The sequence below is a fragment of the Cupriavidus sp. D384 genome, from assembly GCF_001652915.1.
Classification (GTDB): Bacteria; Pseudomonadota; Gammaproteobacteria; order Burkholderiales; family Burkholderiaceae; genus Cupriavidus.
Map to the genome: position 1 here is coordinate 42612 of NZ_BBQI01000017.1, position 21272 is coordinate 63883.

The 21272-nt window shown below is 63.0% G+C and carries 33 protein-coding genes; 9 read left to right on the plus strand and 24 right to left on the minus strand.

All coding sequences use genetic code 11. The annotated features are described in order from the left end of the window. Nucleotides 1–120 precede the first annotated feature (120 nt). Both A9J21_RS07605 and A9J21_RS07610 read left to right on the plus strand, forming a co-directional pair. A complete protein-coding gene (locus A9J21_RS07605; RefSeq protein ID WP_231906848.1) occupies nt 121–621 on the plus strand; it encodes a hypothetical protein in 501 nt (166 codons plus the stop codon). Nucleotides 622–701: 80 nt separating this feature from the next. Continuing rightward, entirely contained in the window at nt 702–1427 is a 726-nt protein-coding gene (locus A9J21_RS07610) for a C40 family peptidase (protein WP_082926292.1), read from the plus strand. A 56-nt stretch (nt 1428–1483) separates the two neighbouring features. Here the strand turns inward: A9J21_RS07610 and A9J21_RS07615 are convergent, their stop codons facing one another. The 8 genes from A9J21_RS07615 to A9J21_RS07650 form a co-directional block, all read right to left on the minus strand. Next, complete coding sequence (locus tag A9J21_RS07615; protein WP_066733492.1) at nt 1484–2494, minus strand: inorganic phosphate transporter; 1011 nt, start codon at nt 2492–2494, stop codon at nt 1484–1486. Between the two features lie 13 nt (nt 2495–2507). Then, nucleotides 2508–3134 (minus strand): DUF47 domain-containing protein, encoded by a 627-nt coding sequence (locus A9J21_RS07620; RefSeq protein WP_066733494.1) that lies wholly within the window; start codon nt 3132–3134, stop codon nt 2508–2510. 151 nt (nt 3135–3285) lie between these two features. Further along, nucleotides 3286–4677: a replicative DNA helicase gene (locus tag A9J21_RS07625; protein WP_066733496.1), complete on the minus strand. Its 1392-nt coding sequence runs from the start codon at nt 4675–4677 to the stop codon at nt 3286–3288. Between the two features lie 128 nt (nt 4678–4805). Next, nucleotides 4806–5258, minus strand: coding sequence for a 50S ribosomal protein L9 (gene rplI, locus A9J21_RS07630; protein WP_066733498.1), 453 nt, complete (start codon nt 5256–5258; stop codon nt 4806–4808). Between the two features lie 30 nt (nt 5259–5288). Continuing rightward, entirely contained in the window at nt 5289–5567 is a 279-nt protein-coding gene (gene rpsR, locus A9J21_RS07635; RefSeq protein WP_006163606.1) for a 30S ribosomal protein S18, read from the minus strand. A 3-nt stretch (nt 5568–5570) separates the two neighbouring features. After that, the gene (gene priB, locus A9J21_RS07640) at nt 5571–5870 is read right to left on the minus strand and encodes a primosomal replication protein N (protein ID WP_029051060.1); all 300 of its coding nucleotides are present in this window, start codon (nt 5868–5870) and stop codon (nt 5571–5573) included. A gap of 20 nt (nt 5871–5890) precedes the next feature. Continuing rightward, nucleotides 5891–6265, minus strand: a complete 375-nt coding sequence (gene rpsF / locus A9J21_RS07645) for a 30S ribosomal protein S6 (RefSeq protein WP_029051059.1) — start codon at nt 6263–6265, stop codon at nt 5891–5893. Nucleotides 6266–6382: 117 nt separating this feature from the next. Next, nucleotides 6383–7411: an asparaginase gene (locus tag A9J21_RS07650; protein ID WP_066733500.1), complete on the minus strand. Its 1029-nt coding sequence runs from the start codon at nt 7409–7411 to the stop codon at nt 6383–6385. A 246-nt stretch (nt 7412–7657) separates the two neighbouring features. Between A9J21_RS07650 and lexA the strand changes: the two genes are divergently transcribed. Together lexA and A9J21_RS31900 are read left to right on the plus strand one after the other, a co-directional pair. Further along, nucleotides 7658–8314: a transcriptional repressor LexA gene (lexA, locus tag A9J21_RS07655; protein WP_066733502.1), complete on the plus strand. Its 657-nt coding sequence runs from the start codon at nt 7658–7660 to the stop codon at nt 8312–8314. A 153-nt stretch (nt 8315–8467) separates the two neighbouring features. Further along, nucleotides 8468–8641, plus strand: coding sequence for a hypothetical protein (locus A9J21_RS31900; RefSeq protein ID WP_197497470.1), 174 nt, complete (start codon nt 8468–8470; stop codon nt 8639–8641). A 265-nt stretch (nt 8642–8906) separates the two neighbouring features. Here the strand turns inward: A9J21_RS31900 and A9J21_RS07660 are convergent, their stop codons facing one another. After that, on the minus strand, nt 8907–9161 hold the full coding sequence (locus tag A9J21_RS07660) for a hypothetical protein (RefSeq protein WP_066733876.1): 255 nt from the start codon (nt 9159–9161) through the stop codon (nt 8907–8909). 54 nt (nt 9162–9215) lie between these two features. Here A9J21_RS07660 and A9J21_RS32495 point away from each other — a divergent pair, with 54 nt between their 5' ends. After that, on the plus strand, nt 9216–9341 hold the full coding sequence (locus tag A9J21_RS32495) for a hypothetical protein (protein WP_255366010.1): 126 nt from the start codon (nt 9216–9218) through the stop codon (nt 9339–9341). A gap of 372 nt (nt 9342–9713) precedes the next feature. On the opposite strand, the gene A9J21_RS07665 is transcribed toward A9J21_RS32495, so the two are convergent. After that, a complete protein-coding gene (locus A9J21_RS07665; RefSeq protein WP_066733504.1) occupies nt 9714–10355 on the minus strand; it encodes a hypothetical protein in 642 nt (213 codons plus the stop codon). Nucleotides 10356–10515: 160 nt separating this feature from the next. On the opposite strand from A9J21_RS07665, the gene A9J21_RS07670 reads away from it, so the two are divergent. Continuing rightward, a complete protein-coding gene (locus tag A9J21_RS07670; protein ID WP_066733506.1) occupies nt 10516–10851 on the plus strand; it encodes a hypothetical protein in 336 nt (111 codons plus the stop codon). Here the strand turns inward: A9J21_RS07670 and A9J21_RS07675 are convergent. Then, nucleotides 10848–11162 (minus strand): hypothetical protein, encoded by a 315-nt coding sequence (locus tag A9J21_RS07675; protein WP_066733508.1) that lies wholly within the window; start codon nt 11160–11162, stop codon nt 10848–10850. The genes A9J21_RS07670 and A9J21_RS07675 overlap by 4 nt on opposite strands. A gap of 312 nt (nt 11163–11474) precedes the next feature. On the opposite strand from A9J21_RS07675, the gene A9J21_RS07680 reads away from it, so the two are divergent. The 3 genes from A9J21_RS07680 to A9J21_RS07690 all read left to right on the plus strand — a co-directional run bounded on the left by A9J21_RS07680 (nt 11475) and on the right by A9J21_RS07690 (nt 13079). Further along, complete coding sequence (locus A9J21_RS07680) at nt 11475–11654, plus strand: hypothetical protein (protein ID WP_066733510.1); 180 nt, start codon at nt 11475–11477, stop codon at nt 11652–11654. 103 nt (nt 11655–11757) lie between these two features. After that, entirely contained in the window at nt 11758–11955 is a 198-nt protein-coding gene (locus tag A9J21_RS07685) for a hypothetical protein (protein ID WP_307188104.1), read from the plus strand. A 590-nt stretch (nt 11956–12545) separates the two neighbouring features. Next, entirely contained in the window at nt 12546–13079 is a 534-nt protein-coding gene (locus tag A9J21_RS07690; protein ID WP_066733513.1) for a hypothetical protein, read from the plus strand. Here the strand turns inward: A9J21_RS07690 and A9J21_RS07695 are convergent. The 13 genes from A9J21_RS07695 to A9J21_RS07750 form a co-directional block, all read right to left on the minus strand. After that, nucleotides 13057–13431 carry a DUF2514 family protein gene (locus A9J21_RS07695; RefSeq protein WP_231906849.1) on the minus strand — a complete coding sequence of 125 codons (375 nt, stop codon included), beginning with the start codon at nt 13429–13431 and terminating at the stop codon, nt 13057–13059. The genes A9J21_RS07690 and A9J21_RS07695 overlap by 23 nt on opposite strands. Further along, nucleotides 13428–13847: a hypothetical protein gene (locus A9J21_RS32255; protein WP_231906850.1), complete on the minus strand. Its 420-nt coding sequence runs from the start codon at nt 13845–13847 to the stop codon at nt 13428–13430. Before A9J21_RS32255 ends, A9J21_RS07695 begins: the two co-directional genes overlap by 4 nt. 1 nt (nt 13848) lies before the next feature. Beyond that, entirely contained in the window at nt 13849–14205 is a 357-nt protein-coding gene (locus tag A9J21_RS07700; RefSeq protein ID WP_066733514.1) for a phage holin family protein, read from the minus strand. Continuing rightward, the gene (locus A9J21_RS07705) at nt 14198–14593 is read right to left on the minus strand and encodes a putative holin (protein WP_082926293.1); all 396 of its coding nucleotides are present in this window, start codon (nt 14591–14593) and stop codon (nt 14198–14200) included. The genes A9J21_RS07700 and A9J21_RS07705 overlap by 8 nt, the downstream gene beginning before the upstream one ends. 62 nt (nt 14594–14655) lie before the next feature. After that, nucleotides 14656–15513 (minus strand): phage tail assembly chaperone, encoded by an 858-nt coding sequence (locus A9J21_RS07710; protein ID WP_066733516.1) that lies wholly within the window; start codon nt 15511–15513, stop codon nt 14656–14658. A 12-nt stretch (nt 15514–15525) separates the two neighbouring features. Further along, nucleotides 15526–16353 carry a phage tail protein gene (locus tag A9J21_RS07715; RefSeq protein WP_066733518.1) on the minus strand — a complete coding sequence of 276 codons (828 nt, stop codon included), beginning with the start codon at nt 16351–16353 and terminating at the stop codon, nt 15526–15528. Between the two features lie 2 nt (nt 16354–16355). Further along, nucleotides 16356–16946 (minus strand): DUF2612 domain-containing protein, encoded by a 591-nt coding sequence (locus A9J21_RS07720; protein WP_066733520.1) that lies wholly within the window; start codon nt 16944–16946, stop codon nt 16356–16358. Next, nucleotides 16937–18400, minus strand: coding sequence for a hypothetical protein (locus A9J21_RS07725; protein ID WP_066733522.1), 1464 nt, complete (start codon nt 18398–18400; stop codon nt 16937–16939). The genes A9J21_RS07720 and A9J21_RS07725 overlap by 10 nt, the downstream gene beginning before the upstream one ends. Nucleotides 18401–18408: 8 nt before the next feature. Further along, nucleotides 18409–18774 (minus strand): hypothetical protein, encoded by a 366-nt coding sequence (locus A9J21_RS07730; protein WP_066733528.1) that lies wholly within the window; start codon nt 18772–18774, stop codon nt 18409–18411. Beyond that, nucleotides 18771–19457, minus strand: coding sequence for a Gp138 family membrane-puncturing spike protein (locus A9J21_RS07735; RefSeq protein WP_066733530.1), 687 nt, complete (start codon nt 19455–19457; stop codon nt 18771–18773). The genes A9J21_RS07730 and A9J21_RS07735 overlap by 4 nt, the downstream gene beginning before the upstream one ends. A gap of 1 nt (nt 19458) precedes the next feature. Next, a complete protein-coding gene (locus A9J21_RS07740) occupies nt 19459–20370 on the minus strand; it encodes a phage protein (RefSeq protein WP_066733532.1) in 912 nt (303 codons plus the stop codon). After that, the gene (locus A9J21_RS07745) at nt 20357–20689 is read right to left on the minus strand and encodes a phage baseplate plug protein (protein ID WP_066733534.1); all 333 of its coding nucleotides are present in this window, start codon (nt 20687–20689) and stop codon (nt 20357–20359) included. The genes A9J21_RS07740 and A9J21_RS07745 overlap by 14 nt, the downstream gene beginning before the upstream one ends. A gap of 3 nt (nt 20690–20692) precedes the next feature. Further along, nucleotides 20693–21268, minus strand: coding sequence for a phage baseplate protein (locus A9J21_RS07750; protein ID WP_066733536.1), 576 nt, complete (start codon nt 21266–21268; stop codon nt 20693–20695). Nucleotides 21269–21272 lie beyond the last annotated feature (4 nt).

Below are 21272 nucleotides of genomic sequence, written 5' to 3' on the forward strand. Positions count from 1 at the left end.
GGCCGCCCGTGGCCGCATCGCGTAGTGTGGCGCATCACACAGCGTCGGCGTTTGGCCGACAGCCAGCACTGCACGACCCGGCTATGATGGCTGGGTGTTCATGTCGATACGGAGGCGTCGATGAACAGGCAACCGTCTTTCAGCAGATACCTGTCCAACAGCAGGACCCTGTTTTCCCAGAACGCACGCGCCACGCGGCGCAAGCGCCTTGCCGTGGCCGCACTGATTGGCGCCACGGTGATCGTGGCCGCCGCCCTGCAACCGGCCAAGGCCGCGGACGCCAGCGCGCCCGTCGGCAACGAGATGGTGATCCGCACCATGGGCCCGATCAGCTACGTCTGCGGCGGCATCGCCGAGGACGAACGGGCCAGGCTGGCCGCGCAGGAGAAAAACTTCAACATGGGCATCCTCTTTACCCGGGGGGCCGATGGAGAATACCTGGCCGATGTTGATGTAAAACTGACACGAGACGGCCAGAATGTGGCCGATTTCCGCGCCGGCGGCCCGCGCTGCCTCATACGTGCGCCAGAAGGCAGCTACAATATCGAGGCCAGTTACAAGGGTCAGCCAAAGTCCATCAAGATCAGTACCGGTACGCGCAACGCGCAGTTGCGCTGGTAGTTTTCGCCGAGAAATCCGCTGGCAGTCCCACCCTGTACGGTGGGGCGGACGCCTGACCCGGCAACCGAACGACAAGAAGGATGCCGCAGCGCCCGCTTACATTGCCGCCAATCACGCGTTCCGCGTGTTCCACGCTGTCTCCGGCTCCGTCAACGCGGCGGTCGCCCCGACTCGCCCTGACCGCGTTGTGTGCAGGCGCCCTGCTGCTGGCGGCTTGCGCCGGTAGCCCCCCGGCCCGCCATACGTCTTCGCTGCCCCGCACGCCGGGCAAGCCCATGATCGACCCGAGCGCCGGCCTGGAAGAAATCTCGATCCAGGCGATGTCACTGGTCGGCACGCCCTACCGCTACGGCGGCAACACGCCCGATTCCGGATTCGACTGCAGCGGCCTGGTCCGCTATGTAGTGCTGCGCGCCGCCAGCGTCAACCTGCCGCGCACGACCGAACAGATGGGCCAGCGCGGCATATCGCTGGACCGCAGCGACGTGGCATCGGGCGACCTGGTGTTCTTCAACACCACCGGCCGCGCCAACTCGCATGTCGGCATCTATGTCGGACAAAATCGCTTTGTGCATGCGCCCGCCACCGGCGGCACGGTCCGGCTCGAAGACATGGGCAAGTCCTACTGGGCCTCGCGCTACAACGGCGCACGGCGCGTGGTGGCGGCCAGCAACCTGCCAATGACCCCGGCACCGTCGCCGACACCGCCCCCTTCGATCACGCCCGCCCCGAGCCTGCCGGTGCCTGCCGCACCCACAGCCCCGCCGCCGGAAGACGATCCGATCGCGGCATTCGCCAACCAATAGTAAAAAAGCCAGGCGCAATGCCTGGCTTTTCTGTTTGCGTATCTGCCGGATAGGGCTTACAGGATCTGCTTGCCAATCCACCAGGCGATGGCCGCCATAAACGCCGATGCCGGAATGGTCAGCACCCACGCCCAGACGATATTGCCCGCCACGCCCCAGCGCACGGCCGACATCTTCTGCGCCGAGCCGACGCCGACGATGGCGCCGGTGATGGTATGCGTAGTCGACACGGGCACGCCCATCGCCGAAGCGATAAACAGCGTAATCGCGCCGCCGGTCTCCGCGCAGAAGCCACCCACCGGCTTCAGCTTGGTGATCTTCTGACCCATGGTCCGAACAATCCGCCAACCGCCGAACAGCGTACCCATGCCGATCGCAACGTAGCAGCTCACGATGACCCACATCGGCGGCTCGGCACCGCCCACGGCCACATGGCCGCTGGCGATCAGCAGCATCCAGATGATGCCGATGGTCTTCTGCGCGTCATTGCCGCCATGGCCCAGGCTGTAGAGCGATGCCGAGACCAGCTGCAGCCGGCGGAACCAGCGGTCCACGCGCGACGGCGGCGTACGGAAGAACGTCCAGCCCACGATCACCATCATCAGCGAGCCCAGGATAAAGCCCAGCAGCGGCGAGATCAGGATGAACGCCACGGTCTTCAGCAGGCCGTTACCCACCAGCACGCCCGTGCCGCCCTTGGCAACCGCAGCGCCCACCAGGCCGCCGATCAGCGCGTGCGACGACGACGACGGAATGCCGTAGAGCCACGTAATCACGTTCCAGACGATGGCGCCGACCAGCGCCCCGAATATCACATAGTGATCGACGATATTCACGTCGACCGTGCCCGTACCCACTGTGGCCGCCACCTTCAGGTGGAAGATGAAAATTGCCACCACGTTGCACATGGCCGCCATGGCGACGGCATGGTGCGGCTTCAGCACCCCCGTGGAAACCACCGTGGCGATCGAATTGGCCGCGTCGTGAAAACCGTTCATGAAATCGAACAGCAGCGCCAGCGCCACCAGCAACCCGATGACCCACAAGCTCATTTGTACTGTTTGCATGCCAGTGCGAGCCTCAGGCGTTTTCCAGGACGATGCCTTCGATGATGTTCGCCACGTCCTCGCACTTGTCGGTGATGGACTCCAGCTGCTCGTAGATCGCCTTCAGCTTGATCAGGCGCTTGACGTCGGTCTCGTCGCGGAACAGCTTCGACATCGCCGAACGCATCACGCGGTCGGCTTCCGATTCAAGCTGGTCGATCTGCTGGGCAGTCTTCAGGATCGTGCTGGCGTTGCCCATGTCCTCGAGCAGGCCCACGGCGATCTTGACGGCTTCGCAGCACTGCACGCAGATCGCGGCCAGGCGGCGGGCTTCGTCGGTCAGGTGCGTGACGTCGTACAGCGAGATCGTCTCGGCCACGTCCTCCATCAGGTCCAGGATGTCGTCCATGGTCGTGATGAGCTTGTGGATCTCGTCACGGTCCAGCGGCGTGATGAAGGTCTTGTGCAGCAGATCGATCGTGTCGTGCGTGATACGGTCTGCCTTCTTTTCGGTGGCCTGCACGCGGCGGGCATGGCCTTCGGCGTTGGGCAGGTCATTGACCAACGCTTCCAGCTCGTGCGCGGCGGTGACGGCGCAATCGGCGTGCTGGTTGAAGTATTCGAAGAACTTGCCCTCGGTGGGCATGAAACGGCCGAACATGAAATGTCCTTGTGGCGCGCCTCACGGCAGCGCTCGGTTGTGTTGCAAATGGGAGGCAGAGCAATCGCACGACAGCCGCCTCGTGGGCGGCTGTCATCAAAGCGCAATATTTTACAGGGTTGCACCGCCCAGCGGTGTAACCCCCTGACAATCAGGTGTCGTTGTCGAAGAACGCCGGGCCGCCGCTGAAGTTGTCGAACTTCGTGAATTGACCCAGGAACGTGAGCCGAACGGTGCCGATCGGACCGTTACGCTGCTTGCCGATGATGATTTCGGCAGTCCCTTTGTCCTGCGAGTCGGGGTTGTACACTTCGTCGCGATAAATAAACAGGATCACGTCGGCATCCTGCTCGATGGCGCCCGATTCACGCAGATCGGACATCACGGGGCGCTTGTTCGGGCGCTGCTCCAGGCTTCGGTTCAGCTGCGACAGCGCAATGACCGGGCAGTGAAGCTCCTTCGCCAGGCCTTTCAGTGACCGCGAGATTTCCGAGATTTCCGTCGCGCGGTTTTCGCCCCCGCCCGAACCCGACATCAGCTGCAGGTAATCGATGATGATCAGGCCCAGCTGCCCGCACTGGCGCGCCAGGCGCCGCGAACGGGCCCGCAGTTCCATCGGGTTCAGTGCCGGCGTCTCGTCGATGAACAGCTGCGCATCGTTCATGCGCTGGATCGAATGCGTCAGACGCGGCCAGTCCTCATCCAGGAGGCGGCCGGTACGCAGCCGGTGCTGATCGAGCCGACCCACCGAGCCCAGCATACGCATGGCCAGCTGCACGCCAGCCATTTCCATCGAGAACACGGCGACGGGCAGGCCCTGCTCCACCGCCACGTGCTCGCCAATATTCAGCGAAAACGCGGTCTTGCCCATCGAGGGACGGCCAGCGACGATGATCAGGTCGCCCGGCTGCATACCGCTGGTCATGCGATCCAGGTCGATAAAGCCGGTCGGCACGCCGGTCACGTCGGTGGTGGTGTCACGGTGATAGAGCTCGTCGATCCGCTCCACTACCTGCGTCAGCAGCGGCTGGATCTCCTGGAAGCCCTTCTGACCACGAGAACCCTCTTCCGCGATCGCAAAAACCTTGGATTCGGCCTCGTCGAGCAGTTCGCGCACTTCTCGCCCCTTGGGCGCGAAGGCTGCCGAGGCAATATCGTCGGCAACGGTCACAAGCTTGCGCAGCACCGAACGCTCCCGAACGATTTCGGCATAGCGACGGATATTGGCCGCGCTCGGCGTGTTCTGTGCGAGCGAATTCAGGTACGCCAGCCCGCCCACCTCCTCGGCCTTGCCGGCCACCTGGAGCATTTCGTAGACCGTGATCACGTCGGCCGGCTTGGTGGCCGAGATCAGCCGGGCAATGCTCTGGAAGATCACCCGGTGGTCGAACCGGTAGAAATCGGCTTCTGACAGGAAGTCGGCAATACGGTCCCAGGCGGCGTTATCCAGCAGCAACCCGCCAAGCACCGATTGTTCGGCCTCGATCGAGTGCGGAGGAACCTTGAGGTTGTCTAGTTGGGGATCTGCGGCGGGCGCGTTCATGGGGGGCAATTATAGCGGGGTGGGCCTGCACGGGACGGCGCCCAAAGAAAAAAGGCAGGAGCATGGCTCCTGCCTTTTCGTGCATCCGACGCGCCGGTCCGGACCGGCGCATCACAGACGCGTACAGCTTAGACGTGTTCGCCCAGCACCGAAACGGTGATGTCGACCAGCACGTCGGTGTGCAGCGACACGCCAACGGTGTAGTCGCCCACCAGCTTCAGCGGGCCGTTCGGCAGACGCACTTGCGACTTCTCGACCTTGAAGCCTTGGCCTTCCAGGGCCACGGCGATGTCGGCGTTGGTCACCGAACCGAACAGACGGCCGTCCACACCCGACTTCTGGGTGATCTGGACGGTCAGGCCGTTCAGCTTCTCGCCTTCGGCTTGCGAGGCAGCCAGCTTCTCGGCGGCGGCCTTTTCCAGCTCGGCGCGCTTCACTTCGAATTCGGCGATGGCGGTTTGCGTAGCACGACGAGCGCGCTTGGTCGGGATCAGGAAGTTACGTGCGTAACCGTCCTTCACGCGAACGATGTCGCCCAGGTTGCCCAGGTTGATGACTTTTTCCAGCAGAATGACTTGCATCGTGTATTTCTCCTTGCGGTCCTGGGACTATCAGTTCTTGTGCAGGTCGGTGTACGGCATCAGCGCCAGGAAGCGGGCGCGCTTGATGGCCGTATCCAGCTGACGCTGATAGTGAGCCTTGGTACCGGTCAGACGAGCCGGCGTGATCTTGCCGTTGTCGCCGATGAAGTCCTTCAGGGTGTCCAGATCCTTGTAGTCGATCTGTTCGACGCCAGCCACGGTGAAGCGGCAGAAGCGCTTGCGCTTGAACAGCGGGTTCTGTTGCTGGAAGCGCTTCTTGTTCTTGTTGTCACGTTTGACGAATGCCATGATTCAATCCTTTTCGAATGCTTTACATCGAGTGATGTGAAAGACCAGTGTCTTGCTGTTGCGGTGCTTGCGGGCCAGGAAGCCTTCGCAGTCGAGCAGCGTGCCGAGCGGCATGCGCTCGAGCCGCTGGCCAATCGGGCCGATGCCCATGGCCACCACTGCGAATTCCACCTGCCGGGGCGTTTCCGCCTCCATCACCTCGCCGGCATGCTGCAGGATGCAGTTGACGACAGGGATGCCGGCCGGCGTATAGCGAAGCGTATCTCGCTCGGCGAGCGTGGCGGTCAGCCGGAGCTGGTTCACCGCGACACAGCAGTCCGCACTCAGGCGGCCTGGCCTTCCGTGGTCGTTTGCGCGGCCTTGCGGGCTTCTTCGCGCTGCACTTCCTTCATCATCGGCGACGGAGCGGTCTCAGCCTTCTTGGTCTGGACGATCAGGTGACGCAGCACGGCGTCGTTGAACTTGAACGCGTGCTCGAGTTCAGCCAGCGTGTCCTTGCCGCATTCGATGTTCAGGCAAACGTAATGAGCCTTGGCCAGCTTCTGGATCATGTAGGCCATCTGACGGCGGCCCCAGTCTTCCACGCGGTGGATCTGGCCATTTTGCGACGTGACGAGCTGCTTGTAACGCTCGATCATCGCCGGCACTTGTTCGCTCTGGTCCGGATGGACGATAAATACGATTTCGTAATGACGCATTGACGCTCCTTTTGGGATGAGCCACCCGGGCGTCACGTCCGGTGCGGCAAGGTTGAATAGCCCGCGAGTATAGCCCGTAACCTCGTAAGTCCACAAGGCCCCAGCGCGGAGGCGGGTTCAGCAGGCTGCGAATACCGACTGCAAGCGCACAGCGTCGAAGCCCAGCGAGGGATCAGCCGCCAGCGCGAGTAGCAACAGCACGCGCGCCTTGTACGGGTTGAGGTCGCCTGCCGACACGAACAATCCTGCCCGTGGCGACGGATGCGCCGGTATCGACACATGACCCGCTCCGGTACGCGAGCTGCGCACCACGGCAACGCCGGCACCGGCCGCATCGGCCAGCGCCGCCGCCAGGGTTTCGTGAATCGAACCGTTCCCCGTGGCGGCCACCACCAACCCCTTCACACCTGCCGCCACCAGCGCATCGATGGCCACCCTGCCCGGCTGGGCATGGCTGACCACGATCTCCGCCAGCGGCCAGGTCGACGGCACCGGCCAGGTCGACGGCACCGGCAGATGTTCCGCGTCGCGTCGCGCCGGCATGCGCGTGAATCGAATATAGGCGTCCTGCACGTAACCGAGCGGCCCCGTATTCGGCGAGACAAACGCGTCGACAGCCGACGTGTGCGCCTTTGTCACATCACGACCTGCATGGATCTGCTGGTTCAGGACCACAAGGACACCCTTGCCCCTTGCATCGGGACTGGCCGCGACGCGCACGGCGTCGAGAAGGTTCAGCGGGCCGTCGGCCGAAAGCGAGGTTGCCGGCCGCATCGCCGCCGTGATGACCACGGGCACCGGACACGACTGCGTCAGGTGCAGGAACATCGCCGTTTCCTCAAGCGTGTCGGTACCGTGCGTAATCACAATACCGGCCACGTCTGGCTGAACAGACCAGTAGGCCACGCGCCCCGCCAGTTGCTGCCAGAGACCGAACGCCATGTCCTTGCTGTCGATCTGCGCCACCTGCTCGGTCTCCACGCGCGCCACATCGGCCAGCGCGGGAACCGCCTGCACCAGTTGCGACACCGGCACAGTGGCGGCCTGGTACTGGGCGCTGCTGGCGGGATCGCCGGACGATCCGGCAATGGTGCCGCCAGTGGCAAGAACAACGACGCGGGGCAGCGATGACGAGGAAGCTGACATGAATGGAGGCTGGCAGAGGAGCTGATTTTGAAGCTGGCCCGGGGACTCACGAACCAGGATCTGGCCGACGATTGTAACTGTCACGCCGCGCCGGGCACCCCATGGCAAACCCGCGAAGTCACCGGACGGGGTTCGCTCCATGTTGTGCCCGCTGCGCAAATTGTGCTTGCACTTCACACGATACTGTATAAAATCACAGCATACTGTTTAAACATACAGTGCTTCGGCACGAAAGACCGGCGAACCATGGCGACCCTGACACCCCGGCAGCAGCAGATTTTCGATCTGATCCGCGACGCGATCCGCAACACGGGCTTCCCCCCCACACGCGCCGAGATTGCGGCCGAGTTCGGCTTTTCCTCACCCAACTCGGCCGAGGAGCACCTGCGGGCACTGGCGCGCAAGGGTGTGATCGAACTGACGCCCGGCGCATCGCGCGGCATCCGACTCAAGGTGGCACGCAGCGATTCGGAGCGTTCCGACCAGTTCACGCTGCCGATGGCTGGCGTGCTGCAACTGACACTACCGCTGGTCGGTCGCGTCGCTGCAGGCAGCCCGATCCTTGCCGCGGAGCATATCGATCGCCAGTACCAGGTGGACGCCTCCGTCTTCGACGAGCGTCCTGACTACCTGCTGCGCGTACGCGGCCTGAGCATGCGCGACGCCGGCATCCTGGACGGTGACCTGCTGGCCGTCAAGAAAGCCAGCGAGGCCGCCAACGGCAAGATCGTCGTGGCCCGCCTTGGCGAGGACGTTACCGTCAAGCGCCTGAAGAAACGCGGCGACACGATCGAACTGATCGCCGAAAACCCCGATTTCCAGAATATCGTGCTCCATTCGGGCCGCGATGAGTTCTCCCTGGAAGGTATCGCTGTCGGCCTGATCCGATCATCAGGCTTCTAGCGTGACCGGAGGCGCCTGACAGCGCCTCCGACTCCCGAGACTTAGGCAGCACGGCCGTCTGCCCTGGTCACCCGCTTTGCTTTGCCCACGCCGCCCCGTCCATGCTGGACGACGGGCGCGGACCACTGCTGTCGCAAATAACGAGGTGTTGCCATGCTGCAATCGAATCCCATCGCTTCCCGCCGCCCGGTCAAGCCGGTCCCGTTCCGGCAAATCAAGGGCGTCCGCGTCTACCAGGGCGCGCAACGCCGCACGATGGTCGGCAACATGGCCGCCATCTGCCGCATGCTGGAACTCGCCGAGCCGAGCACGAAACTGATCGACTGACCCTTCTTTGCCCGCCTCGCCCATGCGGGCAAACGGCCGCGCATCTTCAGATGGCCTGCTTTGTAAAAAGTGGAGTTGCGAGCCCACAACATGTAATTAAGGCTTCATTTAAAACTGACAGAAGCCTGATTAAACTCACTGACGCGCACTGCATCACTGGCGTATTCGCGTCATGCGCATAACCGGAACTTGTCGACCCCGCCAAGGGCCGGTTTTTTTTGACCGATCGCTCGGAAGGGCCGCCCAAAGAAGGCCCATCCGATCTTCAGTCCGCCAGGGGCGCGCCGAACCAGTCGGCATCGAGATCAGCCTCGAAAGCCGCTGTCCAACCCGTTCCGTCGGGCACCTTGTACTTCTGAAACTGCCCACCCACGACACGCTCGACGGCAACGGCCTCACACCGGCCGTCGACACCACTCAGGACGAATTCAAAGTCGTCCGGCACAAACCCGTGCTTTGCACACGCGGCCGCAACCTCGTCCTGCTCCTGCTGAGGAAGATCGAAGAAGCGCTGAGCCATGTTCACCCCCACTGGCATCTCGTCGTGGTATCCAGTACAGCATAGGAAATCAACATGACCGACACGCAGCGATATACACGACGCGAAAAACAAAAAGGCCGCTCGTTTGAGCGGCCTTTTGCAGAAATTCTGGGGTGGCTGATGGGACTCGAACCCACGACGACAGGAATCACAATCTGAGCTATCAAGCCTTACGCGGCGCGGCTTTCCGGACGATTCGCGGGAATACTCGACCTCAAAAACCCTCGAAAACTCCCGTGTATTTTGATGGGTATTCCCACGATCTTGGACGCCTATTTGCCCTTCGCCGGCGGGTTGTTACCCCGGCCGCCGCCCGACGGATTGCCAGTTCGGCTGGGCCAGTTAGCTTGTCCGGTACTCATGATGGACTCCCAGTGTGTTGCCTCCCCTCCAGAGTAGGGTATAGACCAATTGGAGGGGACTCGAACCCCAGCAATCTGGCTCAACCATGCGGCTTTCTGGCAAATGCTGGCAAAAAGCTGGCAAATTGCCAGCCGCTCCTCGCATTGTTTTCGAGTAAATCCCACCTTCTCACTCCATGGAAAAGCGCGCCTCGCTGCCTACAAGGGTGATCCATGTCGTACCCTCGAAGGTTGCGGAGGGTGGGAAGCTCCTAGGCTGGTACTTGTTGTACACACAATCGATTCGTGCGTCGTCGTCAGTGAAGGGCACCACAAACCAAACATACTCAAATGCGTGCTCGGTATCCGCGAAGCGCCTCGCGAGAGCCCAGAGCGCCGCATCATTCGGGTTGTATTGTTCATGTGTCGTGTAGATCATGAGGCAAATCGGCACCTCATGACGCAAGCCGTATTTCGTGATTTTCTTGGCAACCTGGGCGAATACCTTGTCCGCATATTCCCCGGCGACGTACTTCCCATGGCCCGGCTGGAACGGTACCTTTCCAGCTGGCACGACGACCTCCATCAGTTCCATGTACTCCTTTCCTCCGGGAAACTCCAAGAGAAAATCCAGTTCTTCAGTGCCTCCATCCGTGACCTTTAAGACCGATACACCCGCCTTCTTCAATTCCCGAAGATGGTAGTCAAGAATCTTTCGTTCGATGCCTTTTTGGTCGGTTGGCCACTGAATCGTGAGGTGTTTTATCTGCGGCCCGTTTGGCCCCACAGTGATCTGCACCGGACCAGCCACCCCGGAAGGTTTGCGCGCCATACGAAGGTCCCTTGGTTTCAATTCAGCGATCCTACAGGACGGCGCACACCATGCGGTTTTGGTAGCTCACCTCGCGATACTGTATGTCCATACAGTATCACGCCCGACCATGCCCCGCCTCTCCCCAAAGCCTCGCCCTCCCCTTCCGGCCGGCGGCTACATGCCAAGCCCGATCGATCCGAGCTACGACCGCTACTACACCCTGGACGGCGCTGGCCAGCCGGTACGCTGCTTTGACTACACCGAGCACGCCATGTGGGAGTCCTGCGAGGGCAAGGCCTGGCAGATCAAAGACATCCTGGCGGAATACGCCGTCGACATCTGGACCTACTTTTCGGGTTGGGCCAGCCTGAAGGACGACAAGCCGCCCATGTTCCGGACGACGATCAGCGGCGGCATGACCAAGTCCTTCGAGTCGGAGACATGGGAAGAGGCCGAAGACAAGCACAGGCGGGTGCTGGAAAAAATCCGGACTACGCTACCGCGCAGGGACTAGTCCTTGGTCGGAACCCTGCCCCGTATTGCGTCCGCATAGGCTACGAAAAGCATCAGTGCAAAGTAGATCCACATCAAAACAGCCACGGTCCAGAGAAGCCAGGCAGTATTCTCCGGAGGCGGATGGATAGCCTTCCATGTTGCGCCAGCTGCAGAACTCAACTCGGCCGCACAAGTAAAAAGCGCAGCCAGCATAAATAGTCGACTGCGGATCGCCTTCAAGAGGATGAACCGCTTCCATCGCTTAGCGAAAAGCGCCGGCGTCATCAGCCAGGTGTTCAGTCTCTGGAAGAGTTCTTTGACCGTTTTCATCGAAGTGACCTAGAAGTTCGCCCCTCCGAGATTCTGACATACGCGGGATAGGTGAAATGTTTCACTTCCTCACCAGCTGACGTATTCCACCCGTTCGGGCGATGCGCGACAGTAGGTGGCGTGCCATTCTCTGCCCTGCCGGGAAACCGGCGTTATTTCTTTCATTCACCAACTTTGACGCCACGACCACCCCGGTCGTGGCATTTTTTCTTCCTGTGGTCAAAATTCCCCCTTGCAATTAGCCCCATTGGTGCTAATATACGTCTCAGAGGTAGCGCACCGCGCCGCCCGACATCCCGAAAGGACGATCGAATGGAAAAGACCTTGGACATCCTCAAGACCGAAGCCGAAATCGGCAAGCTGATGGCTGAGACTGTGAAGCTCAACGCGGAAGCCGCCAAAATGATCCGCGAGCGGTTCTGGCTCCCGGTGGTGTACGCCTCCGGACTGATCGCAGCAACGGTCACTCTCACCAAGCTGTTTTTGAACTGATCCAAGGCCCGCCGCAAGGCGGGTTCTTTCTATGCGCTATACATCCCCTTCCCCCTCCGATCTCCAACGCCTGAAATCTGAGCTGGACCGCACAGGCGAGGAAATGGCGGACCTTTTCGGCGTGGCCGGCGGCCAGCAGTGGCGTAAGTACACCGGTGGCGCCCAGCCGCGCGAGATGGCCCCGCAGATGTTGTTCTTCGGCGCGGCGCGCCTGGCGCTCTCAGACGAGGAAATAAAGCGCGTGCTGGACCGGATGCGCGAGATTGGCGCCGAGATCGACTTGACGCATGACGGCGAATAGCCACCTCTCCATGCCATTCTGGCCACAATCGCTCGTTGACTGGGCACAGGTTTTTTCCGCTGTTGGCACTGTAGGCGCCGTCGCGCTATCGCTATGGCTGGCGAGCCGAAATGGACCCAGGCTGGTCCTTCATAGCTATAGGGCCATACACCTTGGTGGGACTGAACCGTACGAAGTAACGTTGGTCGCTGAACTTACCAATGTCGGTACCGGATCAATTTCAATAAGGAACGTGTTTCACACCGCCCACGGAGCTTTTTATAACTTTGCGTTCTACGCAGACAACGGGACAACCGATGCAAACTTCCCCGTGAGACTTCGGCCGGGCGAGTCTATTGTGCTTAAAGCGCCTGTCATTGGATGGAATCGGGTGTCAGGTCGTTGGTCAATGTGGAGACGAGCTTTCTGGGAGGTCCACTCGAACACGGGCACCATTCAGAGATTTCGAGTCACGAGGCAGACGGCTTGGAACCTGTGGCAAGACTTACTCGCAACGCGAGGAGGCGCCTCGACAATGAAAGCAAGAGCAGAAGAAGTCGACCGTAGTTGGCAATAAACACCACTTGGGCCATGCCATTCCGAGTCAAGAGATGAGAGATTTCCTAGCTTCAATTCGACAGAGTCTGGAAACCAACAACTTCTATGTGGCACTGGCCACCTCATTGACGATCCCTGACATCTGCGGATGGCTGTCTTCTCCGAACCTGCGAAGCGGTGAGAGATACAGGGCATGGTGCGAGACATACCTTACGCCCAAATACACCCACGATCTTCCAAATGGCCGAGAGGTGTTTTTATCCCCCGGAGATGCGTACGCGCTGCGGTGCGCTTATCTACACGAAGGCGCCGACGACGTATCGAGGCAGCGGGCAAGAGAGGCGCTGAATCGCTTTGCCTTCGTCGCAAGGGGTGCGCATTGTAATCTGTTCGAGATTAATGGTGAGGCAATCTTGAACTTGAACGTTCCGTTGTTCTGCACAGACATGGTCGAGAGCGCAGAACAGTGGCTCGAAGACGTGCGAGACAACCAGGCAGTCCAGGAACGCCTACGGGAATTTCTCAAGATCAGATCGGAGGAATTTGAGCTTGCGCCGGGAGTTTTCATGGACTTCCGTCCCGACTAGGCGTCAACTTGTCGTAGGTCCTTTCGCATGCCAACCCTGCTACCTTGAGCTGGTCGGCGTAGCCAGCCAGGATTCCCGAAGCGCGGTCAGACCTGCCGAGCACGTCGACGAGCACATCGAGGGGGTCGCCACCCGGCTTGTCCTGGCCGCCGCCGGCAGTGACGGAATCGTTGGCGGCTCGGGCGGCGGCAAGTAGCTGGTCGACACGCTTCCGCAGCCGGTCAGCAGCATCGCCAGCAGCCCGGGCATCAGCGCGAGCCGCGTCAGCATCTTTCTTGGAAACATTGGCAATCTCCATTTGCGCCGCCGTGCGGCGTTGTTCCTCGGCGCGCGCACGATCGACGGCTTTCACCTGGTCGACAGCGGCGGACAGCGCCGCCTTCGTGCGCTCAGCGGTGAAGGCGGCCTCGTCATGAATGGATTGCTGCCAGCGCCCCCCGCCGCCAGCACATCGTCTGTTTCCAGCGCGCGCCAGATGTTGTCTGGCGCGAACCCGACATTCCGCGCGGCGCACAGTCGTCCCAGCCACGGCCGGCTGGCCGGGTGCAGACAGACTCCCGTCACGCCGCCGCGCGACGCCCGGGTGCCGCGCTCGAACTGCCAGAAGCCGCGAGCCGGCCCGTTGCCCATCTGGCGGCGATGCATGAATTCCGATTCCTGCAGGCCGGTCGCCAGCAGCAGCACCCGGGCCTCGGGGGTGTCCATCGTCGACGGCAGCATGGCAAGCGCCGGATCGATGGCCAGCTTTACGATTACGTTCAGCTCCATCTCAGCCTCCCAGTCGCCGTGTCTGGCTGCGCTCCCGCGCGATACGCAGGGCCGCCAGGAACAGCGACACGTCGCCACGCGACGCCATCACGAGCCATAACAGCACCGCATTCGCCACCACCTCGGTGGGTTCGACCGGGGTCCAGTACCAGCCACCCCAGACGCGTAGCGCGATGGTCGCGTAGACGACCACCAGGACGTATCGCGCCAGGCGGGCGTGCCATGCCAGCGGCCCGCAGTCCGGACTGCGCGCGAGCACCAGGATCAGTCCGATCATCGTGGCCAGCGTCCCGTTGAGCACCAGCAGTGCCAAGTCGAGCGCACCGTGCGCATGGAAATATCCGAATACCTCAGTCATGACGGCCACCTCCAAAGATTCGATCGATCAACCGCTCGGCTGCGCCGCGCAGCAGCTTCGTCAGCGCGGCCTCCACCCAGTCCAGCAGCGCGCCCGCAATCACCAGCACTGACGCCGCGCAGATGAAGGCCACAAACCACGCCGGCGCCCACTCCACCGCTGAGCGCGCCGCCGGCGTGACGGCGTATCCGCCGATCAGCGAGATCAGGAAATAGGCGAGCTTCTTGAACCGGGATGGCTCTTTGCTTCGCAACAGGAACACCAGCGCACCGCAGACGACCCCGGACAACATGCCCAGATCGGGCTCGCCCCCCATCATCTGAAGTGCCGCAGTGCCGACGGCCCCAGTCAGGGCTGGGCTGCCTGCCGAGGAAACAAGCTCGGGCATGTACGTCCCCCAAAAAAGAACACGGCCACCAGAACGGCGGCCGTGTGTGCACGGTGTTGCTCCTAACCGATTGGCGGTTCGGGCCAATTGATGGCTGAGGGCCAGCCCGCGCAGGCCGGCAAGTCCCGCAGAGCTTTTCGATAGGCGGACCAGGCTGCCGGCACGGACTCACCCAACTCCAGTGCGCGGATCACGACGCCATCAGACCGGCGCAACAGCGCATCGCGCTTCCAGCGCGCACCGGTCGCCAGTGCTTCATTCGTGGGCGGCGGCTCCTCCACCACGGCGTCCTTCGGCGGTTCCTCGCCAATGCCTTCGATCACATGCTCGCTGCCGTCCGCGAGCCAGTAGCGTTGGCCGCGCAGATCGCGCACGCGCTGCCAGCCGTCGGTGTTGTCGCACCACCTTGGCGCCGCCCCTTCGCCGCACGCGGGCGGAGGGCACAGCGTCAGATGCTCGGGCAGTTCGGCCCCAATGATCGGTGGATGGGCCCGAATTCCGGTGCCCTTCTCATAGACAGTGGAACTACTGAAATCGGGAACGAGCATCCAGCCTTCGCCACCCCACTGCACCGCTTCAAACTCGCCGATCTCTGGCAGCGGTTGCGTGGTTGCGGAGGCGGGAATCGGTTCGCCGAACGCCAAGGGCGCTATTGGAAGCGCCGTCGCCTTGTCCAGCACGACGACAGTGCGGTTGTCCGGCACCAGTTCCCAGGCAGACTTGTCACCGCAGACGCGCCAGGCAAACTTTTGCGGCGCGTCATGCTCGGGAAAACTGTCGATGGTATTGGCAGGCATCGGATACATGCCGTCGCGGGGGCTACGGTATGCCTTGACAGGGCCCGCGTACTCGCCGGTCTGCGGATCAAACGCCGCCACCAGCTTGAAAGGGGCAGGCACCTCGCGGAATTCATCGCTCATATGACAAGCGTCCTAGTAGGCAATGCAGAACAGGAATTTCACACCCGCCGCCAGGTTGGCCTGGCCGCCGACACTGGCCACCCTCACGACGTGGGCATGGCCGCCGCCGCTTCGAACAATGGCAGCATGCCGATGGGCGCCGGCCGGGCTGGTCAAGCTTCGCGCATGCTGGGTCAGATCCAGAAAGGACGGGCCGTCCGACGCGCCCTGCCGGTCCTGGTGCGTCGCCGCGGGCGAATAGACATACTCGTGCTGATGCGGGTCGCATGCGTACACTTCGGCCGCATGATCGTGGACGCCTGCGCTATCGGTTGTCGCCGGGTGAAAATGGCTGATGACGGCCCCTGCCGACCGGTCACCGACCGTCGTCGCTGCGCCCGAGAGCACTGCATACCCATCCGGCACGTCGGGAACGTGGAACGTGGCAACGCCGTCGCCACCGTATGTCGTGCCGATGGCATTGAACAGTTCCGGGTACACCGCCGGGGAATAGGCCGCCCCGTTCATCGCAAGCGTCCCGTCGGGCGGGGCATCACCAGCCACAATGACGAGCTGACCGGGCCCATATCGCCTGACCCTGGAGAATGCCTGCGTCAGCGCATCGATCCGTTCGGCCCCAAGACCGAAGTCGTAGACGCGCGCCAACTCCTTCACCTGCCTGAACAGCCAGGCCGTGCGCTGGTCGATCAACTGCTGGACCCGATTGAACTGCTCCAGCAGCGGCGGCACTTCGCCGATATAGGCCCACCCTTCCCGATAGTCCTTGCGTGCGATCTGCTCTATCTCGCCGCCCGTGGCCCAGATCATTTCGAAGTCGTCGAAAAAATCCACTGCATCCATGCTCACAAGTTCCTCGAAAGAAAGCCGACGCCAAACCCGTAACAACGTTGATGTCTGAAGCCAAACGGCTTGCTACCACCGCCAGCCATCGACCGAATGCCGACCCCGGCCGCCTTCGGCACCAGGAGACGAACAGTGCCCGGCGCGAATGGACTCTGGCTTGGCAGGATATCCAGCCAGATCCGCAACTTCGCGTTGCCGGCGTTCTGCACGACGGCGCGCGTGGCACCGAGCACCGCCTTGAGCGCCGCCGAGATCTCAGGGATCGTCCCGTGGCCGTTATTGATGGCGATCTTCCAGCGCAGTTGGCTGCGGTAGCTGTCGTCGTTCATCCGCGCCGGATCGCTTGCGGCCCAGCGCTGTGGCAGCAGGGACCCGGATCGGTCCAGCACCACGACCGTACCGATCATGTCGAGTTGCGTTCCCACCGCCACATCCAGCCACCGCTCGGTGTGGAGTTGAAGCAGCGCAGCCTGCAGCAGGTTCGCCGGCGCCAGGAGACCGCATACCAGCGCCTCCAGCTTCGGCTTGCCGTGGAACTGGCCGAGCCAGTTGTCCCACGCGACCTCGTCATGCCGCTGCCTCAGGTCCATGCCAGCACCTCCACGCGCGACACGTCGAACCGCGCGCGCTCGAACGGGCTCACGATGATGTTGGCGTCCTGGTAGTCGCCTTCGGCCGGCACATACGCCGGATCGGCCGAATACGCGAGCCGGATCTCCGCGCGCGCGATGCCGGCTGTCTGGAACACGCCGGCGTAGAGGCGCTGCAGCACCACGTCCTCGCCGATGCCGAGTTGATTCCCGATGGCCACGATCCCCTTCTTGACCGTGTTGTAGCCATCGCCGGGAAACCTCTCCTCCTCCGGGTCCTGCGTCCTGACTTTGACCCGCACCCATGTGTAGAGGCGGTGCGAGCGATCGAAACGGATTTGCTGGGGCACGCCGTCGTCGTCCGTCACGACCACCGACCTGTCGCCATGGGTATCGACGCCGCCCGCCACCGTGCGGAAGATCTGCTCGCCGATGTCGTCTTCCACACCGCCATCGATCACGACGTGGATGCTGTGTGGCGGCCGGTCAAACGCGTCGGGCAAGTCATCGTCGTTCTGGTAGACGCGGATCGCCAGCGCCCCGGCAATGCGTTCCTTCAGATTGCTCTGCAGCGCCGGCAGCGTGGCCGCGCCCAGTCGGTAGATGCCCCGCTGGTAGCTGGACCGCACTTCTGCGTCGTTTTCGGCCAAGTGTCCGACAGCGCCCGGCTGCAGGTTCGCGACAGCCGTCCAGCCGGGCACCTGCGTAACCATCTCGGTGAGGTCGCCGATGCGCGTAAGCTGCGTCTCACAGTCCACGCTTTCCGCCAGGACGGGGCTGCCCACACGCGCGTAGTCCAGATTGGCGCTCACGGCAACGGCGAAAGCCTGCCGTCCATCCGACACCACGCGCACGGTCTGCTCGTCCGATTCGACGTTGAAGCCGCATGGCAGCAGCGCATGCGCCAGGCCGCTGACCACCCTGGCGGCGTTGTCCCCCGTCCGGGCGTGGTAGCTGTAGGGCGCGCCGTCGAGCGTGACGGTATAGTCCACGCCCGTCTGCATCAGCCCAACGGCCAACGCGACATCGGCGACGGCGTCCACGGAGATCGTGACGTCCCGGTTGGTCTGCCAGATCCTCTGCGTGATCCGATGCCTGATCTGGGCGCCGGCTCGAACGGCAGTGCCCGGCACACCGTACGCCACAACGTGGCAGCGGTTTGGCACGTCCGGGAGTCGCCGCGCGCCGGAAAAGGCAATGGCATGATCGAGCGACAGGCCCGAGGCCGTGGGCGGATACATCGCGTAATAGACGCCTTCGGCCAGCTCCCACAACGCCGCCTCGCGATCCGCGAACGTATCGACCAGCAGCCCGGTCAGCGAGTCGGGCCGCGTTTCGATGTTTCCAGCAAAACCCGCTTTGCGCAGACGACCGACGAAGCTTTCCACGATGGCCTGCCGGATTTCGGGCAGGCGCATGCGAACGAAGCCGTCCTTCGTTACCCCGTATTCCATAGATTTCCTCAAGCGCGCAAGAATTCCCGGCGCGCCACGAGCCCGTGATCGGTATCGGCGGCAAAGTCCACCTCCAGCGAACGTCGCTCCCGGTCGATCCGGAAATCGATTCGACGCACCGTACGCACGCCAGGCACATCGGCGATGCGCGCACGGAAAATCGCCTCCAGTGCGGCCCGATTCGGGTTCTTGACCAGGACAGCCTCGAAGTACGGCACACCGAACGTCGTGTCGAGAAACCACTCGCCCAGCAGCGCGCGCAGTGTCACCCGGATCTGCTGGCCGATTCGCCCGGCGCCGTCCACGAGCCAGCAATCGCCGTTGTGCGACAGATCCAGGTCGTGCCCATCGTCCAGCGCGAGATCAAGCGTCATGGCAGGGGTCCCGAGGTGTCGCCGCCACGGCTGTCGTGGTGCCGGTGGCCGTCGTCGACAACGTTGTCGGAGTGAATGGTCCCGCCACCGTGGTGGATGTCGCCTGCGATCCGCGTGCCGGCGCTGCCGCCCTTGCCCGCCATGCCAGCGCCGTAAGTAAACAGCCCCTCAACCGACACATCCTTCTCGAAGACGGCCGGCATGGTCACCCGAAACTCGCCGGGGCCACCGAGGATGGCGTCGCCTGCCGGTGTCAGCTTCAACGCGCACCGGCCGTACTGGACGCTGACGTTCTCCGTATCGGCTCTGCCGGCGCCCGGACGCACCACCGGCGTGGCAAACGCGTCCGACAGGTCGAACTGCCGGGGGTCATCCGGGGCGCTGTCGGCGCCGGCCAGCCAATTTTCCAGCGCGCGCTCGGAGAACGACAGCTTCACCGGATCGCCTTGCCGCAGCGGCACCGAGATCAGCGCCTGCCGCCCGGCCACGTCGCCCGCTGGCCAGCACACCGGCACCTGTACGATCTGCGGCGGCGCGAGCGCCGTGCCATTTGCCAACTGCTTGGGCAACGCAGGCCGCACCACCGCGCACGCACCGTCGTACGACACGATCACGCCGGGCAGGCACGTGTGTACCTCTGCCAACTCGGTGGCGATCAGCTGGCGCAACTCTGTCACATTCATGTCAGCGATTCCCTGTCGGTGGCGCGGCGCGGTCTACCAGTTGCAGTTCTGTCATCCAGTCGCCGTCGTCCGAGTCGCCCGTGTGCTTCACCGCATCGGCCCGGAACAAGCCTTCCGCCGTACGGCTTTCCAGCTTCACCAGATCCCCGGGGTTGATCTGCGGGAGCAGCAATGAACGCACCCGCCAGCCGTCGCGCTGCTGGGCCGCGCTGACCAGTTGCTGGCGCTTTCCGGTTTGTTCGTCCCGAACGCGCGCTTTCTCGCGCGCGCCGTGCCGGGTGCGCTCCGGCGCGCCAATCAGCCCGGTGTCCGCCGCCAGCACCACAGCCTGGCGCCTCGATGTGCCACGCCTTGGCACGATCTGCAGCGTCTGGTTCTGGATCGACCACTCCAGCCCCGCCCCCTGCACCACCTTGTGCAGCGCCTGCCGCGCCGGCCCGTAGTAGGCAAAGCCGTTCTGCCACATCCGGTCTGGTACACCGTCGGCCATCACCAGCGGCAGGCCCATCTGCTGTGCTATGTCGCGGACGATGCGATGCGCGGACGCGCCCGCGCCATACCCGATCGACACGGCCGTATCACGGACCTCGACATAGCCATCGCGCAGCTCCAGTTCGGTGACGACGTCGGGCCCGTCACGGAACGTCCACGCGTCAGTGACCGCGCCAGCGGCCAGCAAGAGCGGCCCACCCTCTTCGACGTAGCCGGCATGGAGCGTGCAATGCACGTCGGGCACTTCGATGCCGCGCCGGGTGTCCGGCCGGAGGTTGTAAATGCGGAGCCGATGCTGGTTGGTCTGCTCGCTGGCGTCCTTGTCGATATCGAAGGTCAAGCGCAGCGGCGGGAGGATCTCGATGCCGCGCTGGCCCGGCTTCCCGATCAATAGGCGATACGTTCGGTCAAAGCGCGCCATTCGCCAGCTCCGAAGCCTCCACGTAGATCAGCGCCACGTCGCCGGCCGGCAGCGCCTCCCTCCCGACAGCATCGCGCCGGTCGGGCACCAGCGCCACCAGCTCCCCGGGCGGCACGGACAGGTGCCGGAAGCGGGCCAGCAGCGGCGTGTCGGGTACAACGGCCACGCCAGCGACGATCAGCTCGTTGTAGGCGTTCTCGATCGCCAGCGACCACAGTTCAGCCTCGCTGTTCCAGGACAGTCGGAGGAAACACGTCATGCCGTCCAGCTCGACTTCGATCAGGCTGTCGTTGGCGTCGCTCACGGGAAGGGTCAGCATAGATTACGACCTGCCCAGCAGGCGTCTCAGGTCGCTCGCTTGTTTCTCGGTCGGCACGGCAGGAGCGACCTTGCCCGCATTCGTTTTCGTGCCCCCTGCCTTGCCGCGCGCCTTGCTGTTCGCCGCTGCCACCTTCTCCGGCGGAATGTCCACGGACCTCAGCTTGACCTTGCGGATCTTGCGCAACTCGCAGGCGATATCGAAGAAGTCCCCTTGCGTATCGCGGCTGATCTTGCAGGACTCCATCACCATGTCGGTGTAGGTGTCCAGGCCCGTAACCACGACCACGGGCAGGCGGTCCCGGTGGATCGCGCGCAGCGCATCCTTCGCCGCAACCAGCTTGCTGCGGCCCGAGGCGCCGCTATAGAGCGTGGTGGTGGATGCCGTCACCCAGCCCGACAGCGAAAGTCTCTCGTTCTCCGGCCGAATGTGATCCGAGACCGGCGCGCCCTCTTCCACCGCATAAGCTGTCGTCTGGCTGGACAACTCGGTGGTCTCGGACAACAGGGCATCGAGCGTAATGGCGCCCACCGTCGAGCGCCCACCCATGCCTGATACAACTAGCGAAACATCGCTCATGATT

What these genes read in the sequence shown, in the direction of transcription:
- A9J21_RS07710 (WP_066733516.1), bottom strand. Translation starts at nt 15,513, where the DNA reads ATGAGCGATGAATTCCGCGAGGTGCCTGCCCCTTTCAAGCTGGTGGCG.
- A9J21_RS07750 (WP_066733536.1), bottom strand. Translation starts at nt 21,268, where the DNA reads ATGAGCGATGTTTCGCTAGTTGTATCAGGCATGGGTGGGCGCTCGACG.
- A9J21_RS07610 (WP_082926292.1), top strand. Translation starts at nt 702, where the DNA reads ATGCCGCAGCGCCCGCTTACATTGCCGCCAATCACGCGTTCCGCGTGT.
- A9J21_RS07665 (WP_066733504.1), bottom strand. Translation starts at nt 10,355, where the DNA reads ATGGCGCGCAAACCTTCCGGGGTGGCTGGTCCGGTGCAGATCACTGTG.
- A9J21_RS07675 (WP_066733508.1), bottom strand. Translation starts at nt 11,162, where the DNA reads ATGAAAACGGTCAAAGAACTCTTCCAGAGACTGAACACCTGGCTGATG.
- A9J21_RS07650 (WP_066733500.1), bottom strand. Translation starts at nt 7,411, where the DNA reads ATGTCAGCTTCCTCGTCATCGCTGCCCCGCGTCGTTGTTCTTGCCACT.
- A9J21_RS07740 (WP_066733532.1), bottom strand. Translation starts at nt 20,370, where the DNA reads ATGGCGCGCTTTGACCGAACGTATCGCCTATTGATCGGGAAGCCGGGC.
- A9J21_RS07625 (WP_066733496.1), bottom strand. Translation starts at nt 4,677, where the DNA reads ATGAACGCGCCCGCCGCAGATCCCCAACTAGACAACCTCAAGGTTCCT.
- A9J21_RS07725 (WP_066733522.1), bottom strand. Translation starts at nt 18,400, where the DNA reads ATGGAATACGGGGTAACGAAGGACGGCTTCGTTCGCATGCGCCTGCCC.
- A9J21_RS32495 (WP_255366010.1), top strand. Translation starts at nt 9,216, where the DNA reads ATGACCGACACGCAGCGATATACACGACGCGAAAAACAAAAAGGCCGC.
- rpsF (WP_029051059.1), bottom strand. Translation starts at nt 6,265, where the DNA reads ATGCGTCATTACGAAATCGTATTTATCGTCCATCCGGACCAGAGCGAA.
- A9J21_RS07705 (WP_082926293.1), bottom strand. Translation starts at nt 14,593, where the DNA reads ATGCCCGAGCTTGTTTCCTCGGCAGGCAGCCCAGCCCTGACTGGGGCC.
- A9J21_RS07605 (WP_231906848.1), top strand. Translation starts at nt 121, where the DNA reads ATGAACAGGCAACCGTCTTTCAGCAGATACCTGTCCAACAGCAGGACC.
- rpsR (WP_006163606.1), bottom strand. Translation starts at nt 5,567, where the DNA reads ATGGCATTCGTCAAACGTGACAACAAGAACAAGAAGCGCTTCCAGCAA.
- A9J21_RS07670 (WP_066733506.1), top strand. Translation starts at nt 10,516, where the DNA reads ATGCCAAGCCCGATCGATCCGAGCTACGACCGCTACTACACCCTGGAC.
- A9J21_RS07680 (WP_066733510.1), top strand. Translation starts at nt 11,475, where the DNA reads ATGGAAAAGACCTTGGACATCCTCAAGACCGAAGCCGAAATCGGCAAG.
- A9J21_RS07735 (WP_066733530.1), bottom strand. Translation starts at nt 19,457, where the DNA reads ATGAATGTGACAGAGTTGCGCCAGCTGATCGCCACCGAGTTGGCAGAG.
- A9J21_RS07720 (WP_066733520.1), bottom strand. Translation starts at nt 16,946, where the DNA reads ATGGACCTGAGGCAGCGGCATGACGAGGTCGCGTGGGACAACTGGCTC.
- A9J21_RS07715 (WP_066733518.1), bottom strand. Translation starts at nt 16,353, where the DNA reads ATGGATGCAGTGGATTTTTTCGACGACTTCGAAATGATCTGGGCCACG.
- A9J21_RS07745 (WP_066733534.1), bottom strand. Translation starts at nt 20,689, where the DNA reads ATGCTGACCCTTCCCGTGAGCGACGCCAACGACAGCCTGATCGAAGTC.
- A9J21_RS07690 (WP_066733513.1), top strand. Translation starts at nt 12,546, where the DNA reads ATGAGAGATTTCCTAGCTTCAATTCGACAGAGTCTGGAAACCAACAAC.
- rplI (WP_066733498.1), bottom strand. Translation starts at nt 5,258, where the DNA reads ATGCAAGTCATTCTGCTGGAAAAAGTCATCAACCTGGGCAACCTGGGC.
- lexA (WP_066733502.1), top strand. Translation starts at nt 7,658, where the DNA reads ATGGCGACCCTGACACCCCGGCAGCAGCAGATTTTCGATCTGATCCGC.
- A9J21_RS07730 (WP_066733528.1), bottom strand. Translation starts at nt 18,774, where the DNA reads ATGACGCTTGATCTCGCGCTGGACGATGGGCACGACCTGGATCTGTCG.
- A9J21_RS07685 (WP_307188104.1), top strand. Translation starts at nt 11,758, where the DNA reads ATGGCGGACCTTTTCGGCGTGGCCGGCGGCCAGCAGTGGCGTAAGTAC.
- A9J21_RS07620 (WP_066733494.1), bottom strand. Translation starts at nt 3,134, where the DNA reads ATGTTCGGCCGTTTCATGCCCACCGAGGGCAAGTTCTTCGAATACTTC.
- A9J21_RS07660 (WP_066733876.1), bottom strand. Translation starts at nt 9,161, where the DNA reads ATGGCTCAGCGCTTCTTCGATCTTCCTCAGCAGGAGCAGGACGAGGTT.
- A9J21_RS07615 (WP_066733492.1), bottom strand. Translation starts at nt 2,494, where the DNA reads ATGCAAACAGTACAAATGAGCTTGTGGGTCATCGGGTTGCTGGTGGCG.
- A9J21_RS32255 (WP_231906850.1), bottom strand. Translation starts at nt 13,847, where the DNA reads ATGGAGCTGAACGTAATCGTAAAGCTGGCCATCGATCCGGCGCTTGCC.
- A9J21_RS31900 (WP_197497470.1), top strand. Translation starts at nt 8,468, where the DNA reads ATGCTGCAATCGAATCCCATCGCTTCCCGCCGCCCGGTCAAGCCGGTC.
- A9J21_RS07700 (WP_066733514.1), bottom strand. Translation starts at nt 14,205, where the DNA reads ATGACTGAGGTATTCGGATATTTCCATGCGCACGGTGCGCTCGACTTG.